The organism is Aristaeella lactis (assembly GCF_018118585.1).
Lineage (GTDB): Bacteria > Bacillota > Clostridia > Christensenellales > Aristaeellaceae > Aristaeella > Aristaeella lactis.
In genome coordinates, this window is the sequence record NZ_CP069421.1 from 971,421 (window position 1) to 987,381 (window position 15,961).

The 15,961-nt window shown below is 54.6% G+C and carries 15 protein-coding genes; 9 read left to right on the forward strand and 6 right to left on the reverse strand.

Features of this window, described 5'->3' with window-relative positions; all coding sequences use genetic code 11:
- Window positions 1–177: 177 nt before the first annotated feature.
- From JYE50_RS04680 to JYE50_RS04690, 3 genes are read left to right on the forward strand one after another with little or no spacing between them, the layout of a single operon-like run.
- Window positions 178–1,119, forward strand: a complete 942-nt coding sequence (locus JYE50_RS04680; RefSeq protein WP_084094714.1) for a TRM11 family methyltransferase — start codon at window positions 178–180, stop codon at window positions 1,117–1,119.
- Window positions 1,116–2,864 carry a transcription termination factor Rho gene (rho, locus tag JYE50_RS04685; protein WP_084094715.1) on the forward strand — a complete coding sequence of 583 codons (1,749 nt, stop codon included), beginning with the start codon at window positions 1,116–1,118 and terminating at the stop codon, window positions 2,862–2,864. Before JYE50_RS04680 ends, rho begins: the two co-directional genes overlap by 4 nt.
- A gap of 12 nt (window positions 2,865–2,876) precedes the next feature.
- Entirely contained in the window at window positions 2,877–4,493 is a 1,617-nt protein-coding gene (locus JYE50_RS04690) for a putative manganese-dependent inorganic diphosphatase (protein ID WP_084094716.1), read from the forward strand.
- A 46-nt stretch (window positions 4,494–4,539) separates the two neighbouring features.
- Here JYE50_RS04690 and JYE50_RS04695 read toward each other — a convergent pair whose 3' ends face one another.
- A complete protein-coding gene (locus JYE50_RS04695) occupies window positions 4,540–5,496 on the reverse strand; it encodes an SH3 domain-containing protein (protein WP_084094717.1) in 957 nt (318 codons plus the stop codon).
- Between the two features lie 169 nt (window positions 5,497–5,665).
- Between JYE50_RS04695 and JYE50_RS04700 the strand changes: the two genes are divergently transcribed.
- A complete protein-coding gene (locus JYE50_RS04700) occupies window positions 5,666–7,171 on the forward strand; it encodes a sodium/proline symporter (RefSeq protein WP_084094718.1) in 1,506 nt (501 codons plus the stop codon).
- A 108-nt stretch (window positions 7,172–7,279) separates the two neighbouring features.
- On the opposite strand, the gene rpmE is transcribed toward JYE50_RS04700, so the two are convergent.
- A complete protein-coding gene (gene rpmE, locus JYE50_RS04705; protein ID WP_084094719.1) occupies window positions 7,280–7,480 on the reverse strand; it encodes a 50S ribosomal protein L31 in 201 nt (66 codons plus the stop codon).
- Window positions 7,481–7,616: 136 nt separating this feature from the next.
- Between rpmE and JYE50_RS04710 the strand changes: the two genes are divergently transcribed.
- The 5 genes from JYE50_RS04710 (at window position 7,617) to JYE50_RS04730 (ending at window position 12,521) form a co-directional block, all read left to right on the forward strand.
- Window positions 7,617–8,387: a helix-turn-helix domain containing protein gene (locus tag JYE50_RS04710; RefSeq protein WP_084094720.1), complete on the forward strand. Its 771-nt coding sequence runs from the start codon at window positions 7,617–7,619 to the stop codon at window positions 8,385–8,387.
- A gap of 105 nt (window positions 8,388–8,492) precedes the next feature.
- A complete protein-coding gene (locus tag JYE50_RS04715; protein ID WP_084094721.1) occupies window positions 8,493–9,569 on the forward strand; it encodes a DUF1385 domain-containing protein in 1,077 nt (358 codons plus the stop codon).
- Window positions 9,566–10,402 (forward strand): peptide chain release factor N(5)-glutamine methyltransferase, encoded by an 837-nt coding sequence (gene prmC, locus JYE50_RS04720; protein ID WP_084094722.1) that lies wholly within the window; start codon window positions 9,566–9,568, stop codon window positions 10,400–10,402. The genes JYE50_RS04715 and prmC overlap by 4 nt, the downstream gene beginning before the upstream one ends.
- 10 nt (window positions 10,403–10,412) lie before the next feature.
- Window positions 10,413–11,477, forward strand: coding sequence for a peptide chain release factor 1 (gene prfA / locus JYE50_RS04725; RefSeq protein ID WP_084094723.1), 1,065 nt, complete (start codon window positions 10,413–10,415; stop codon window positions 11,475–11,477).
- Window positions 11,478–11,483: 6 nt separating this feature from the next.
- Complete coding sequence (locus JYE50_RS04730) at window positions 11,484–12,521, forward strand: L-threonylcarbamoyladenylate synthase (protein ID WP_084094724.1); 1,038 nt, start codon at window positions 11,484–11,486, stop codon at window positions 12,519–12,521.
- A 41-nt stretch (window positions 12,522–12,562) separates the two neighbouring features.
- Here JYE50_RS04730 and JYE50_RS04735 read toward each other — a convergent pair whose 3' ends face one another.
- From JYE50_RS04735 to JYE50_RS04750, 4 genes are all read right to left on the reverse strand, one after another.
- A complete protein-coding gene (locus tag JYE50_RS04735) occupies window positions 12,563–14,143 on the reverse strand; it encodes a glucose-6-phosphate isomerase (protein ID WP_084094725.1) in 1,581 nt (526 codons plus the stop codon).
- A gap of 129 nt (window positions 14,144–14,272) precedes the next feature.
- Window positions 14,273–14,662, reverse strand: coding sequence for a 30S ribosomal protein S9 (gene rpsI / locus JYE50_RS04740; RefSeq protein WP_084094726.1), 390 nt, complete (start codon window positions 14,660–14,662; stop codon window positions 14,273–14,275).
- A 22-nt stretch (window positions 14,663–14,684) separates the two neighbouring features.
- Window positions 14,685–15,116: a 50S ribosomal protein L13 gene (gene rplM, locus JYE50_RS04745; RefSeq protein WP_084094727.1), complete on the reverse strand. Its 432-nt coding sequence runs from the start codon at window positions 15,114–15,116 to the stop codon at window positions 14,685–14,687.
- A gap of 185 nt (window positions 15,117–15,301) precedes the next feature.
- On the reverse strand, window positions 15,302–15,949 hold the full coding sequence (locus JYE50_RS04750; protein WP_084094728.1) for an HAD family hydrolase: 648 nt from the start codon (window positions 15,947–15,949) through the stop codon (window positions 15,302–15,304).
- Window positions 15,950–15,961: the final 12 nt, after the last annotated feature.

Below are 15,961 nucleotides of genomic sequence, written 5' to 3' on the forward strand. Positions count from 1 at the left end.
TCGCGCATGGAAATATATCCTCTCTGAGCCTTGTCATACAAGACTTCATCTGCTATAATACAAATTAGTTTCTGAAGAAAAGAGGATGTCATGGTCTATTCGTTTGAGCTGATCAAACATGCAAATATACGTTATCGCGATTGTCTTTCTGTTCTTTCCCGTTGTGAGTTGTTTGCCATGCTTTCTTCCCTTGGTATTTCCTGTGAAATCCGGGAAGAGACCATGGGTGCTTCCCGTTTTCTGACCTTTGAATGCCGTCCCCTCTCTGATGGGGAGCTTACATTTCTTTCCGGTCACAGCTCCGTTGTTTTCATGGCTGAAAAACACGGTGATATGCTGAAACCCCTGCCTGTACTCACAGACGGATACCTGCCCGACGATCTTCCGGAGGTGCTGAAATACAAAGGGAAAACCAGCGCCTCCTTTACGCGCATGATGATCAATACAGCTGTTTCCCTTTCCGCCTTTCATGGACAGGAGCAGCCCCTCACCTTTCTGGATCCCCTCTGCGGGAAAGCCACCGGTTGTTTCTGCGCCGCTGTTGCCGGTATGAATGCCGTGGGCCTGGATATTAACAAAAAAGAGATTGGTGAGGCCGTTTCCTATTTTTCCCGTTATCTGAAGTTTCACAAGCTGAAACATACGGAACGTTCCGTTTCTGTCACAGCGAAGGGGCATTCCCTTCCTGTCTCTGAATTCATTTTTGCTGATACGAAGGAGCATTATCAGTCCGGTAATACCCGTCAGCTCAGGCTTGCCTGCTCGGACACAGCTGATTCCCCTTTCCTTTTCCGAAAGTCCCGCGCGCATATTATTGCGGCGGATCTTCCCTACGGCGTCCAGCACGCGCCCCGGGCCAATGGTAAAACGGATACCCTGCAGGGCTTCCTGGAACGCGGACTGCCTGTCTGGAAAAAGTGTCTGGAACCCGGCGGCGTGATCGCCCTCAGTTTTAATACCTTTACCCTGCCTTCGTCATCTGTCCGTTCCGCGCTGGAAAACGCCGGCTTTACCCTGCCGGATAATGATCTGTTTTACAGCCTGAAACACGAAGTCGAACAAGCGGTTATGCGGGATGTCATCTTTGCTTTCAATACACAGGAGGAATCTGTAAAATGACCTACAATGAACTCAATCAACTGACGGTACTTCAGCTGCGCAAACTCGCGAAAGAGAATTCGGTGGTTCTCGGCTCCGGAATTGATAAGGCCGGAATCATCGAAAAGCTTCTTCCTGTCCTTTCCGATGATGCGGAGCCCGCTCAGGCCGCCAATGAGGAAAGCACACTGGCGGAACCTAAGTACCAGGCTGCCTGGCACAATTCAGACGCCCCCAGGTACAGCGCCCGTCCGGCTTATCAGGCCCCGGGCACAGCACCCCGTCCTGCCTGGCAGAACACTTCTCCTTCCGGACAGCATATGACGCTGGAACAGCAGCATGTACAGCCCACCCGTCCGGGCGGATTTACTCCCCGCTTCGGTCCTGCTGCGGCCCAGCCGCCTGTACAGCATACAGCTTCCTCTGAAGAAAAAACAGAACAGCCCGCTGCCCCTGTCGCTTCCCCTATTCCGGAGAAGCGGATCGCGCGCGCGCCTGAAGCCGGTTTCGGTCCCCGTTCCTTCGGCCCGGGATCGACGCCTGTGCAGCGCTATCAGGAATCTTCCTTCCCTCCTGTTCCTTCGCAGGATTCCGGTATCCAGGCTCCCACGCTGGAGGAACTGCTTGCCGCCGGTGATTATGAAGAAGGCGGCGGCATCCTGGAACTTCATCCCGATGGATACGGTTTCCTTCGCAATACCAGTTTCCAGCCCTCCACCAAGGATATCTATGTCTCCATGGCACAGATCCGCCGTTTCGGACTGCGCACCGGTGATTTCATTAAAGGAAAGATCCGTCCCCAGCGTGAGGGCGATAAATACGCCGCGCTTCTGTATATTTCCAGTGTCAATGACATTCCGGAGGAAGAAGCCTTCAATCGTCCCGCTTTTGATGAACTGACGCCCGTCTATCCCAGCCGCAGGATCTCCCTGGAAAGCAAAGACGGCAAGTCTTTTCCGGATATGCGCCTTGTGGACCTGATCGCGCCTCTCGGTTTCGGCCAGCGCGGCCTGATGCTCTGTCCTCCCCAGACCGGCAAAACCGAAATCATGCAGCATTTCGCCTCTGTCGTCTGTGAAAACTATCCGGACGTTCATGTCCTCATGCTCATGATCGACGTCAATCCGGAGGATGTCACGGTCATCCGTGATTCCGTTCCCTGTACAGTGCTTGCTTCCACCTTTGACCAGCCGCCGGAAGCCCATCTCCGCCTGTCTGAGATCGTGCTGGAGCGCGCCATGCGCCTGGTTGAACAGAAGAAAGACGTTGTCTTGATCGTGGACAGCCTGACCCGCCTGGCGAAGATCTATACCACCGCAGCTGCCCAGCAGGGACGCAGCCTGCCCGGCATGGTCAATCCCTCCAGTCTTTTCCGCGCCAAGCGTCTCTTCGGCGCCGCCCGTTCCTGCAAGGAAGGCGGAAGCCTCACCGTTCTGGCCGCCATGGATATCGCCACCGGTTCCAAGGTGGATGATTCCGTTGTGGAGGAATTCAAGGGTACCGCCAACATGGAGCTGACCCTGGACCAGAATGTGGCCCGGGCCGGCGTAACACCCTCCCTGAACCTGCAGCAAAGCTATACCAAGAATTCCGATATCCTGCTGGACAGCCGCGAAAAGGAAGGCCTTTCCCTGATCCGTACCATGCTGGGAAACACTTCCTCCTCTGTGGCAATTCCCCAGCTGGTTTCCATGATGGAGAAGACCGATTCCAACGCAGCGCTGCTGCTCAAGATGAAAGACTGGTTTGCCCTCATGAACAGATAACAGGAGGATCCGATGGATTCCATTTATGTGGTAGGTCACAGAAATCCGGACACCGATTCCGTTGTTTCCGCCATGGCTTACGCGTCCCTTCAGAATGCCCTGGGCGGCAGCCATCATTACATAGCTGCCCGCTACGGCCATGTCAATACGGAAACCGCTTTCCTGCTGAACCGGTTTGGCTTCCAGCCGCCCGTTCACCTGCGGAGTGTCCGTACCCAGGTTCTGGATATTGACTATGATACCCCTCCCATGATCGGTGCCGGCATTCCTGTTTCCCATGCCTGGAACGTGCTCCACAGCCAGAATGACAGCATTTCCGCCCTTCCGATCATCGAGGAGGACGGCCGGCTTTTCGGCATGGTTACCGCCGGCGCCATGGCCCAGAGCGATATGGATTCCATCGTGAATCCCCATGTTTCCTCTATCCCGGTTTTTAACCTGCTCAGTGCTCTGGAAGGACATGTTATCAACGCTGAAAAGGATATTTTTGATGAGATTTCCGGCGATGTGATCATCGCCCTTCCCGGTGAATCTGCCCAGATCCGTCCTGGTTCCGTTGTCCTTTGCGGAAACCAGAAGGATATGGCCGATCTCGCTATCAGCAACGGAGCGTCCTGCCTGATCTTCTGCGGTTCCTCCCTTGCGGAGACTTACCGTGGCCGTTCATCCTCCACCTGCCTGATCGCCAGTCCCTTTGACGCTTACCGCGCGGCAAGGCTGATTTTCCAGGCCATTCCGGTGGGACGGATTGCCTGCACGGAGGGACTCCGTTTCTTCCACCTGACGGATTATCTGGATGATGTCCGTGAAACCGTGATCCAGAGCCGTTTCCGCTCCTATCCTGTTCTCGATGAGGAGGACAAGGTGGTCGGAACGCTCTCCCGCTATCACCTGATCCGTCCCCGCAGGAAAAAAGTAGTCCTGGTGGACCATAATGAGATGGGTCAGGCTGTCGCCGGTCTGGAGCAGGCGGATATCATCGCGATCATCGACCATCACCGCCTGGCGGATATCCAGACCGGGAATCCCGTGTTCATGCGCAATGAGCCTGTCGGTTCCACTACCTCCATCATAGCCGCCATGTACCAGGAGCACGGCCTCATGCCTTCCCGGAACCTGGCCGGGCTGATGGCAGCCGCTATCATCTCTGATACGGTTATGTTCAAGAGCCCGACCTGCACGCCGCATGACCGTGTGCTGGCGGAACGCCTTGCCCGCCACGCGGGAGTCAACTGTGAAGAGCTTGGCAAGGCGATCTTCTCCCGGGGCGCTTCCGCGGATATGTCGCCGGATGACCTGGTCCGTTATGATCTGAAGGAATTCCACCTGGGAACCCATTCCCTGACGATTTCGCAGATCACCACCGTTGATTCCGAACCATTCCTGAAAAACCGGGACGCGTTCATCGAATCCCTGGATAAGATCCGGAAGGACCGTCATTATGACCTGGCCCTGCTTATGATAACCAACGTTCTGAAGGAAGGTTCTGAGATTCTGTTCTCCGGTGATCCTGAGGCAATTAAAAGCGCCTTTGCTGTGGATGATCTCCATGGAAACCATGTCTTCCTGCCTCAGGTTTTGTCCAGGAAAAAACAGATTGTTCCGGCCCTTTCCCAGATCTGGGGTTAAGAAAAAGCATGAAGCGTTTTCGCTTCATGCTTTCTTTTTTTGTGTCTTATTCCATGATTCCGCTGACGCTGAGCCGTTCACCGTTGTAAGCGAGCCGGACCCGGTATCCGCTCTCATAGATGATTTCGATATCCTCCGGATTCAGCGTGATCCACATGGGACCGTATACATCCGGATCGTTGATCTCGGAACGCCAGAGAATGTTGCCCTCTGTGGAAATGGCCACCGGATCGGGTCCTTCCGTACCGGTGATATACAGGATTCCTGTGTCCGGTCCAACGGTATAAACCGCCGCGTCTCCAAGCGGGCAGGTTGTCTTCGGAATATTCCAGACTTCCGTTCCGTCCATCAGGTCGAGCATCATCAGGCCGTACTGGCTGTCATATACATAAACCTGCGGTTCGTCTTCCGTACCGCCCATAAATGCTTTAAGGCTGCTGTTTTCGCCGGCCTGTTTCACGGATTCGGTATAGCCCCAGATCGGTTCATCATCGATAAAGCAGCCAACCCTCAGGTGCTCCCAGTTTTCGCCGTTATCAACGCTCACCTGGTAGGCAGCGAGCACGGATACGTTGAACTCATGCCAGTCCAGCACAATATCCCCGCCGCCAATGATCTCATCCCGGGTCATGATGTTGCTGTCAGCTTTGCTTTCCGCCGGTTCGAAATCGGGAGCAGGTTCCAGGTATTTCTTCAGGATATAACCTTCCTGCCCGTCATATTCACACTTGATATAAAGTTCTTTCTGCTTTTTGTATTTTCCGCCTGTATACTTGCTGATATTGTTGGAGCAGTACAGCACGATTGCGTTGAGCGGCACCTTCGCCAGCACCTTGCCGGTTTTATCAGGTGTCTCCCGCAGGGAAACATAGTCCTTGCAGCGGATCACGCGCATTGCTCCCAGGTAAAACTGATCCTTTTCAACGGTTTTTCTTTCCGCGGTTGATACGGACCAGGACAGGCAGAGAATCAGGATGAGCAGGATACTGATCAGCTTTTTCATCGATTCTCCCCTTCCGTTATTACGAATTTATGAATATTTTACTCCAAATCTTTCCAATCCACAAGTAAGAACATCAAAAAAACGGTAAAGCCCTTGCCCTGTATTGGTTTACCGATATAATTTGTATGTATACAGTATGCGGCTTCCGGCTGCGGAAAGTGGTGTTTTTATGAATACGGAACTGGTTGTCTTCATTGTCTACCTGTGTTTCATGATCGGTATCGGTGTCTATTTCTTCGTCAAAGGCCGTGGAAGCGGTGAAAAGGAATACTTCCTCGGCGGCCGTAAGATGGGTCCCTGGGTATCCGCTCTTTCCGCCGGCGCTTCCGATATGAGTGCCTGGGTTCTGATGGGTCTCCCCGCTTCCATCTACGCGGCCGGTATCGGTCAGGCCTGTATCGCCATCGGTCTGGCTGTCGGATATGCCCTCAGCTGGATTTTCGAAGCGCCCCGCCTGCGCCGTTTCTCCATCGCTGCGGACGACTCCATTACCCTTCCGCAGTACCTGACAAACCGGTTCAAATCCTCCAGCAAGGCTCTTCAGATCCTCTGTGCCATTATCTTCCTGATCGCCTACACCATCTATGCCGCTTCCAGCGTCAAAGCCTGCGGTACGCTTTTCCAGACTGTCTGCGGCAATATCTTTATTGCGGGCAATGACCTGCTGAATCAGCAGATCTTTATGTATATTGCTGCTGCCATTATTATCGGCTACACATTCATGGGCGGCTTCAGCGCCGTCTGCTGGACAGACTTCTTCCAGGGCCTGCTGATGCTCGGCGCCCTCCTCATCGCTCCCATCTTCGCCCTGGGCCTCATCAGCGGCGGACAGGGACAGATGACCGTTGAAGCCCTGAGCCAGGCCAATCCTGATTACTGGAATCTTTTCCCGGACTGGAAAACCGTGGCTTCCGGCCTTGGCTGGGGTCTTGGTTATTTCGGCATGCCCCATATCATCATCCGCTTCATGTCCGTCCGCAGTGATAAGGACCTTCGCAAGAGCGCGAAGATCGGTATCTCCTGGAACGTGCTGATCATCATCTTCTCTGTGGCCGCCGGATGCATCGGTCATCTTTTCCTGGGAGAAGTTACCGATTCCTCCACCGTTTTCATCCAGATGGTCCGGACCATCTTCCCCGCTGTCATTTCCGGTATTCTGCTTTCCGCCATCCTGGCAGCCGCCATGTCCACCGCGGATTCCCAGCTGCTCTGTGCGTCTTCCGCCTTTGCGTCTGACGTATACAAGCCCGTGATCCGGAAAAACAAGTCAACAGATAAGGAAATGTTCTGGGTCGGCCGTTATGTTGTGTTGATCATCGCCGTTATCGCCGTGCTGATTGCTTCCAATCCCAACAGCCAGAGCATTATGGACCTTGTTTCCAATGCCTGGGGCATCTTCGGCGCCGCCTTTGGTCCGGCTATCCTGCTGAGCCTCTTCTGGAAGCGTTTCACCTTCTGGGGCGCCGTGGCCGGTATCGCTTCCGGTGCGGCTGTTGATATTGCCTGGCTGATCCTGGGTCAGCAGAATCCGGGCAGCATCTTCGGTCTCTATGAGATTATCCCCGGCTTCGTTGTCGGTCTCCTCTTTGCCATCGTCGTTTCCCTGATCGACAAGGCTCCGAAGAAGGAAGTCGAAGACCTGTTCGATCTCGCAGTCTCCGACCAGATTGACTGATCATTTCCCTGAAAACATCACCGGTCCGGTACTTCTGCCGGACCGGTTTTCTGTTCATGAAAAGCAAAAGAAAAGGACGTGCTGTATATCAGCACGTCCATAGGAAACTCATTCAATATTGAAGCGCTTCTTGAAGCGGTCAACACGTCCGCCCGTGTCTACCAGCTTCTGCTTGCCGGTGTAGAAAGGATGGCACTTGGAACAAATATCCACCTTCATCTCTTTCTTGGTAGATCCGGTTTCAAAAGTTTCACCGCATACGCAGCGAACCACGCACTTACCATACTGGGGATGAATATTTTCCTTCATTGCTGTTTCACCTCTTTCGCGTATGCAATGGCGGTTAAACCGCAAAAAGTATATTAACATATTCAGGTCTCCATTGCAAGCATTTTTTGCAAGAATATGCTATAATTCATCTGTCTTTACAGGAGGTGATCCGGGAATGTCTGTCAGGCTCCTTTCCTTTTCCGCGGAGGAACGCGCTGTCTATTCCCTCATCTCTGTCAGTGACGGCCTCATGGCCAAAGAGATCGCTTCCAGGCTGTCGCTTTCCCGTAAGGAAGTGAATCATCTCCTTTTTTCATCCCCGCTCATGCGGGAACTATGCTATGAGGATGATGCCTTCCGGTGGCATGCGCTCATCCGCCAGGGTCCGGTACATGAAGGTCTGTACGAAGTCTCCGGCTGGTACGGAATCGTACGGGAGTTCGTGGACACCGATGAGGAAGAATGGTTATGCTCTTTGCAGGATGGCTGCCGCAGGATCGGCCGGAACCTGAATGATCAGCGTGGGCTGATCCATTCGTTCCTGGACTGCCGTGAAGTCATGCGTTCCCTTTTCCGGGACCTTTCCTCCATGACGGATTCGTCCTTCCTGGACTGGGAAATCGCTTTTGAGCTCCGCCTTAACCGCTCCCGGATGATCCGGATCTATGCGGACGTGCTGGTGATTGCCCCCGGGCATGTATTCAGTCTGGAATTCAAAATGAAGGATAAAGTGGATCCGGATGAAGTCCTGCAGTCCGCCAAGTACTGTCCTTTCCTGGAACTGATCTTCGGTCCCTCCTTTGAGATCATTCCCGCCCTCGTGCTCACCGCGGCTTCCGATTATTTTGACTTTGTGCCCATCGGCAGGACAGATATGGTCCTTCCGGCAGCGTCCGGAGACATGCTTTTTAACGTCTTCAATGAATACCTTGGTTTCCTTGGATGACGTTCCTGTGGCACCGATGTGAAAATTGCGTGAAGCAAAGGGAATACAACGCTTTGTGTCGAAAACCTACTACATTGATTTTTACGAAAGGACACTGATCCTCCTATGAATACACAGCAGGAAAAGAAATTCGATGTTGGCGGCCAGGCCGTCATGGAAGGCGTCATGATGCGCTCTCCAAACGCCACCGCCGTCACTGTCCGTCGTCCCGACGGCACCATGGTCACCAAGCTGACGCCTTTTGTTCCGCTCAAGGAAAAACATCCCTGGATGGGAAAGCCCTTTATCCGGGGTATTATCAACATGGGTACCATGCTTTATTACGGCATGAACACCCTGGAGGATTCCACCAAAATGCTGGGAATGCTGGATGAAGAGCCTACAAAGTTCGAAAAATGGCTTGCCCGGAAGCTCGGTAAAGGCATAGACAAGATCGTGATGGCCTTTGCGATCATCCTGGCCGTCATCCTGTCCGTAGTCCTTTTCATTGCGATTCCTGCCGGGGTGGAAAGTTTGCTCCGGGGTGCCGGTATGTCCACCATCGGCTATACCCTCATCGGCGGCCTGGTGAAGATTATGATTCTCGTCGGGTACATGATCTTCTGTGCCTGCGTGCCGGAAGTCCGCCGTACCTTCCAGTACCATGGTGCTGAACACAAATCCGTGCACTGCCATGAATCCAGCCTTTCGCTCACGCCCGGAAACGCGCAGACCTTCTCCCGCCTGCATCCGCGCTGCGGAACAGCTTTCCTGCTGATCGTCTTTGCCATCAGCATCCTGCTGTTCCTTGTGCTGAACGTGCTGGTACCTATCAGCAATTTCTTCGTCCGCTTCCTTTTCCATCTGGCCATGCTGCCTATTGTGGCCGGTGTCAGTTATGAAGTCCTGATGGGACTGGCCCACTCCAACAGCAAAATTGCCCGTATCCTGCGCTGGCCCGGGCTGCAGATGCAGCGTCTTACCACCCGGGAACCGGACGAATCCATGCTGGAATGCGCGATCGTTTCTGTGAATGTGGTTCTCAACGGCATTCCGGATCACGCGAAGCGCACGCCCGAAGGCTGGGCCGTCTTTACGGATTACCGCCAGTCTGAACCCGGTTATATTCCTCCCGTAGAGGAAGCGGCTGAAGAAGAGACCGATGCTGATAACGCGGATGCTGATCCGGCTCCGGAAGCATGACCTGCCGTGAACTGATCCGCCGCGCTTCTGAAAGCTTCTGCGCGGCCGGTATTCCGGATCCGGTCAATGACGCCGCTCTCCTGCTGTCCCATCTGACCGGCCGTCCTCCCCTGGCTCTTCGCCTGGATGAGGAAACGGTTCTGGATCCTTCTGTGATTGATTCCTTTAAGTCCCTTGCGGAGAAAAGGCTCTCACGGATCCCTCTGCAGTATCTGCTTGGAGAGGCTCCGTTTTACGGCCGGATGTTCCGGGTGGATTCCCGGGTTCTGATCCCGCGGCCTGAAACAGAGCTGCTTTGTGAATGGGCCCTTGAGCTCCTGAAGGATCGCTCTTCACCCCGTATCCTGGATCTTTGCTGCGGCAGCGGCTGTATCGGCATCAGCCTGAAAGCGGAATTGCCTTCTGCTTCCGTAACCCTTTCAGATATATCCCCTGACGCGCTCGACCTTGCGGCTGAAAACGCGTCCCTGCTCGGCGCGGATGTGGCTCTGTGCCGAAGTGACCTGCTGGAAGCGTTCAGCGGAACAAGCTTTGACCTGATTATCAGCAACCCGCCTTATATCCCTTCCGCTGACTGTGACACTCTCCAGGAGGAAGTCCTGCGGGAGCCGCGCCTTGCGCTGGACGGCGGGAATGACGGTCTTTCCGTTTACCGCCGGATTGTGCGTGAAGCTTTTCCCCGCCTTTCACCCGGCGGATTCCTGCTGATGGAACTCGGCATCAGCGAGGATGAAGCGGTTTCCGCGCTCCTTTCCGATTACGGATATGAATCGATTCAGATCCGGGAAGATCTTTCCGGGATCCGGAGAATGATACTTTCAACCCATCCCTGATGGAGGTTCTATGTTTGATAAGCTGGATGCCCTTGCCGACCGTTACGCGGAACTGTCTGAGGCGATTGCCCAGCCGGAGGTGATCCGTGATTTTCCGCGTTATCAGGCCTGCCTGAAGGAACGTTCCGGCCTGGAACCTGTGATCCTGAAATATCAGCAGTTCCACCGTGTTGAACAGCAGATTGCCGATGCACGCGAGCTGCTCTCCGATCCCCAGATGGCTTCCGAGGCCAATGCGGAGCTGTCTTCGCTGGACACGGAACGGGAAAACCTCCTGGATGAGCTCAGGCTGCTGCTCGTACCGCCGGATCCGCTGGATGACCGGAATGTGGTTATGGAGATCCGTGCGGGTGTCGGCGGTGACGAGGCCGCCCTCTTTGCCGGTGATCTGATGCGTATGTACCTTAAGTATGCTGACCGGGTTCGCCTCCAGTCCTCCATCCTCTCCCTCAGTGATACAGACCTGGGCGGTGTCAACGAGGCGCTGCTTGAATTCTCCGGTCCGGAAGCCTTTGGACGGCTGAAATTTGAGAGCGGCGTGCACTGCGTCAAACGTGTTCCTGTCACGGAAAGCAGCGGCCGTATCCATACGTCCACCGTCACTGTTGCGGTCTTTCCCGAAGCGGAGGAGATTGAGATGACTATTGATCCCTCAGACCTTCGTATCGATGTTTTCCATGCTTCCGGCCACGGCGGCCAGGGCGTGAATACAACAGACAGTGCTGTCCGCGTCACCCACCTGCCTTCCGGTCTGGTTGTCACCTGCCAGGATGAGCGCAGCCAGCTGGAAAACAAGGCAAAGGCTTTGCGGGTGCTTCGTTCCAGGCTCCTGGACCGCCTCAGGGAACAGCAGGAAGCGGCCCATGCGGAAGACCGGAAAAGTCAGATCGGCTGGGGTGAACGCAGCGACCGGATCCGCACCTACTATTTCAACCATGACTATGTCGTCGATCATCGTCTCGGCCTGACTGTGAACCGTACAGCCAACGTGATGAACGGTGATCTTGCTCCGTTTACAGACGGGCTCCGCCTGGCGGAAAAAACGGAGAAAATGAATCTCCTGAACCGGAAGTGATCAATTTTGGAAACTGCTCTACTGAAACCGTCTCCCGAAACCTATTCCCTCGCGTCTGATATCCTGCGCGGTGGCGGGCTGGTAGCTTTTCCCACGGAAACGGTTTACGGTCTCGGTGCCAACGCGCTGGACAGCGATGCTGTGCTCTCTGTTTTTGCGGCAAAAGGCCGGCCAGCTGACAATCCCCTGATCGTGCATATTCATGACCAGTCGCAGCTGGAGCCCCTCTGTGTCCTTCCTGAAGGCGCGCAGGCGCTGATGGATGCCTTCTGGCCCGGTCCCCTTACCATTCTCTGTGAAAAGAAACCGGCTGTACCGGATGTGGTTACCGCCGGCCTGCCGACGGTCGCTGTCCGCATGCCCTCCCATCCTGTTGCCCGCGATCTTCTCATAGCCTGCGGCCTGCCCATTGCCGCCCCTTCGGCCAACAGTTCAGGGCGTCCCAGTCCCACCACAGCTGCCCACGTGCTGGAGGATATGAATACAAAGATCCCGCTGATCATTGACGGCGGTATGTGTGACGTCGGTGTGGAATCCACCGTGCTGGATCTCTGTCACGGAGAACCGGTGGTCCTTCGTCCCGGCGGCATCACTCCCGGCATGATCTCCCACGTCCTGGGATGTGAAGTAAAGGTCGCCGGCAGCGTGCTCCGGCCTCTTCGGGAGAACGAGACTGCCCTTTCTCCGGGCATGCGCTATAAGCACTATGCTCCCCATGCGGTTGTAACCCTGGTGGAAGGACCTGAATCCAGGGTGGTTCCCCTGCTCCGGAAACTGTACAGTCAGCAGGAAGCCGAGGGCGTAAAATCCTGTGTGCTGTGCTTTACAGAGCATGTCAGTGAACTTGCGGAATGTCATCCCCATGATATCGGATCCTCGGCTGATCCATCCGAGATTGCACACAGGCTCTTCGATATTCTTCGTAAACTGGATGAGGAAGGTATGGAAGCCGTCTTCAGTGAGGTGATCCCTCCTGAAGGCGTTGGCCTGGCCGTCATGAACCGGCTCGGCCGCGCGGCCGCCTTCCGTACTCTTCAGGCATAAAAAATCCGGTCCCGAAAAGGGACCGGATTTTTGTGTCTTTGTCAGATTTTCAGCAGGTCGCTGAACGCCTTCAGCGCGCCGTCTGTTTCATGGGCGAGTACGCGTTTCGCGAGCACTTTGCCCAGCTGTACGCCTTCCTGGTCAAAGCTGTTCAGGTTCCACAGGAAGCCCTGGAACATGACCTTGTTTTCATAGTGGGACAGCAGGGCGCCAAGTGCTTCAGGCGTCAGCTTGTCACCGATGATGATACTGCTGGGCCGGTTGCCGGCAAAGTTCTTGTTCCGGTTCTCATCCTGCTTGCCGCAGGCAAAAGCCATGATCTGGGCGGCCACGTTGGCGCACAGCTTCTGCTGGCTTGTGCTGCCCTGGATTGTTACGTCCGTTTCAGCCTGGCTGTTTACAAATCCAATGAACTGCAGCGGAATGATATCGGTTCCCTGGTGCAGGAGCTGATAGAAGGAATGCTGGCCGTTGGTACCGGGTTCACCGAAGATGATGGGTCCGGTGGGATAATCCACGGGTTCTCCCCTTCTGTTTACGCTCTTGCCGTTGGATTCCATATCCAGCTGCTGCAGGTGCGCAGGGAACCGGCTCAGGGCTTGGGAGTAAGGCAGTACGGCGGTGGCCGGATAGCCAAGCACATTCCGCTCATACACGCCGATCAGGGCATCCAGCATAGCAGCGTTCTGCATGGGATCGGTTCCGGCGGAAAGCTTATCCGCTTCAGCTGCTCCTTTCAGGAAACGGGCAAATACTTCAGGTCCGAATGCCAGGGAAAGCACCGCGCCGCCCACAGAAGAGGTGGAGGAATACCGTCCGCCGATATAGTCATCCATGAAGAAAGCGGCCAGGTAATCGCTGTTGCCTGCCAGCGGAGAGGTTTCGCTGGTCACGGCAATCATGTGCTTTGAAGCGTCAAGGCCCGCGTTTTTCAGCGCGTCCTTCACAAAGGATTCATTGGTCAGGGTTTCCAGTGTGGTACCGGATTTGGAGACCAGGATAAAGATCGTGCGGGAAGGATCGATTCCCGCCAGCACATTGGCAGCGTCATCAGGGTCCACATTGCTGATGAATTTTGCTTCCATCAGACAGGTGTTGTTCTTCCTCGCCCAGTTTTCCAGTGCCAGGTACATGGCCCGGGGACCCAGGTCGCTTCCGCCGATACCGATCTGCACGACTGTGGTGAACTTCTCGCCTTTTTCGTTCAGGATCTCGCCGTTATGAACCTTCTTTGCGAAGGCGGCAATCTTCTCCTGCTGTTCGGTGTAGAACGCGCGCTTGTCTTTGCCGTCTGCGTTGACGGTGCCGCCCAGCTGTCCGCGGGTCAGGTGATGCAGCACCAGCCGCTTCTCTCCGGTGTTGATCACAGCGCCGTTGTACAGTTCCTCAAACTTGGAAGCCAGCTGCGCTTCCTCAGCCAGTTTGCACAGGCCTTTGAGGATATCGTCATCCACCTGTTTCGCGGCATAGTTGAAACGCAGGCCTGCGGCCATCGGGGCCTGGTACTTTCCGACTCTGTCGCTTCCTTCCTGTCCTGCCATGACTTTCGTCAGGTCAACACGTCCCGCCTTCTGCAGGTCCTGATAGGATGAAAGCTTGTCCAGGTTATTCCATTCATTCATTTCCGGATCCTCCGTAAACAATTTGTATTGCATGCATATTATAACTTTCAGCGCATCCGCTTTCAAGCGCTTCTCATGAAAAAATCCCCGTACCCATTGGTACAGGGATTGTAAAACCATTTGGATAAATCAGCGCTTGCTGAACTGGGGAGCACGACGGGCTGCTTTCAGACCGTACTTCTTGCGCTCCTTCATACGAGGATCGCGGGTCAGCAGGCCGGCCTTCTTCAGGGTGCCGCGCAGTTCCGGATCAGCCTTGCACAGCGCACGGCTGATGCCGTGACGGATTGCGCCGGCCTGTCCGGTCAGTCCGCCGCCGTTGACGTTCACCACAACATCAAAGCTGCCGGTGTTGGTCAGGGTCAGGGGCTGACGAACGGTCATCTTCAGGGTCTCCAGACCGAAATAAGTATCGATATCACGCTTGTTGATCGTGACTTTGCCATCGCCGGCAACCAGACGGACGCGGGCAACGGCTTTCTTACGGCGACCAACCGCACTGTATTCTACCTTAGCCATTCTCTGTATTCTCCTTTCCGCGTCACTTCAGATCCAGCACTTCAGGCTTCTGAGCGGCCTGATCATGCTCGGCTCCGGCATAAACCTTAAGCTTCTTGGCCATCTGCCGTCCCAGGGGTCCCTTGGGCAGCATGCCAACCACAGCGCGGCGGACAGCAAACTCGGGCTTTTCAGCCATCAGCTTGCGGTACTTGGTCTCTTTGAGGCCGCCGGCATATCCGCTGTGATGATAGTAGACTTTCTGATCCAGCTTCTTGCCGGTCAGGACAGCCTTGGAAGCGTTGATGATGATCACATAGTCACCGGTATCCATGTTGGGGGTATAAATCGGCTTGTTCTTGCCGCGAAGGATGTTGGCAACCTGGCTGGCCAGCCGGCCCAGAACCATCCCGTCCGCGTCGACAACGTACCACTTGCGGTCGATGTCAGCAGCCTTAGGAATAAATGTCTTCAAAGTACTTCCTCCTTGGGTTGATGGTTGAAGTGTTTCCTCCCATGATGGTCGCATGTTCGGAATGAGTCAATGGCTACCGGGGCTAGCGGAGCTATTGATTGCCAACCGCTATTTTACGTCAAACAGCAAATGAAGTCAAGCATTTTCTTGCCTGACTTCATTGATTTTACAGGTTTTTTGTCTTTTCAGATCCTGACTCCGGCTTTCCTGAGTTTTTGCTTCAGTTCTGCAGCGTCTCCGTGAAATACGATTCCCTGCCAGCCGCAGGCAATGGCAGCCGCGACATTGGCGGTGGCGTCATCAATGAAGATGCATTCTTCCGGATTCAGGTCAAACTTTTCTGTAAACAGTTCATAGATTCTGTGGCAGGGCTTGACCACCTTCACATCGCATGAGATCAGTTTCCCGTCAAAGTATTCGCTCACCGGAACCAGGGGCCAGTACTGATGCTGTGCCTTGCTGGCGTTGCTGAGCAGGTAGATGCTGTAACCGGCATCCTTCAGGCCCTTGACGATGTCTTCCATTCCCGGGATCGTTTCGCGGGGATATGCCCAGTTATACAGCAGATTCCGCACCGTTTCCTTCAGCCTTTCCGGAAAGCGTTTCAGGATAAGCGGTTCAGCGGTTTCCTCTGTCAGGGTACCGGCGTCCATCTGTGCCCACTCAACTGAAAGAAACAGCTCGTTCAGGATCAGTTTCCTGTCTTCCGGATCATTGATCTGTTCCCGGTCCATAAAATGTTTCGGATCAAATGTCAGGATAACCTGTCCCATATCAAATACAATGTTCCGGATCATGCTCTTTTCCTTTTCTTTCCGGTGGTCCTGCCACACGTTGTTCGGTCA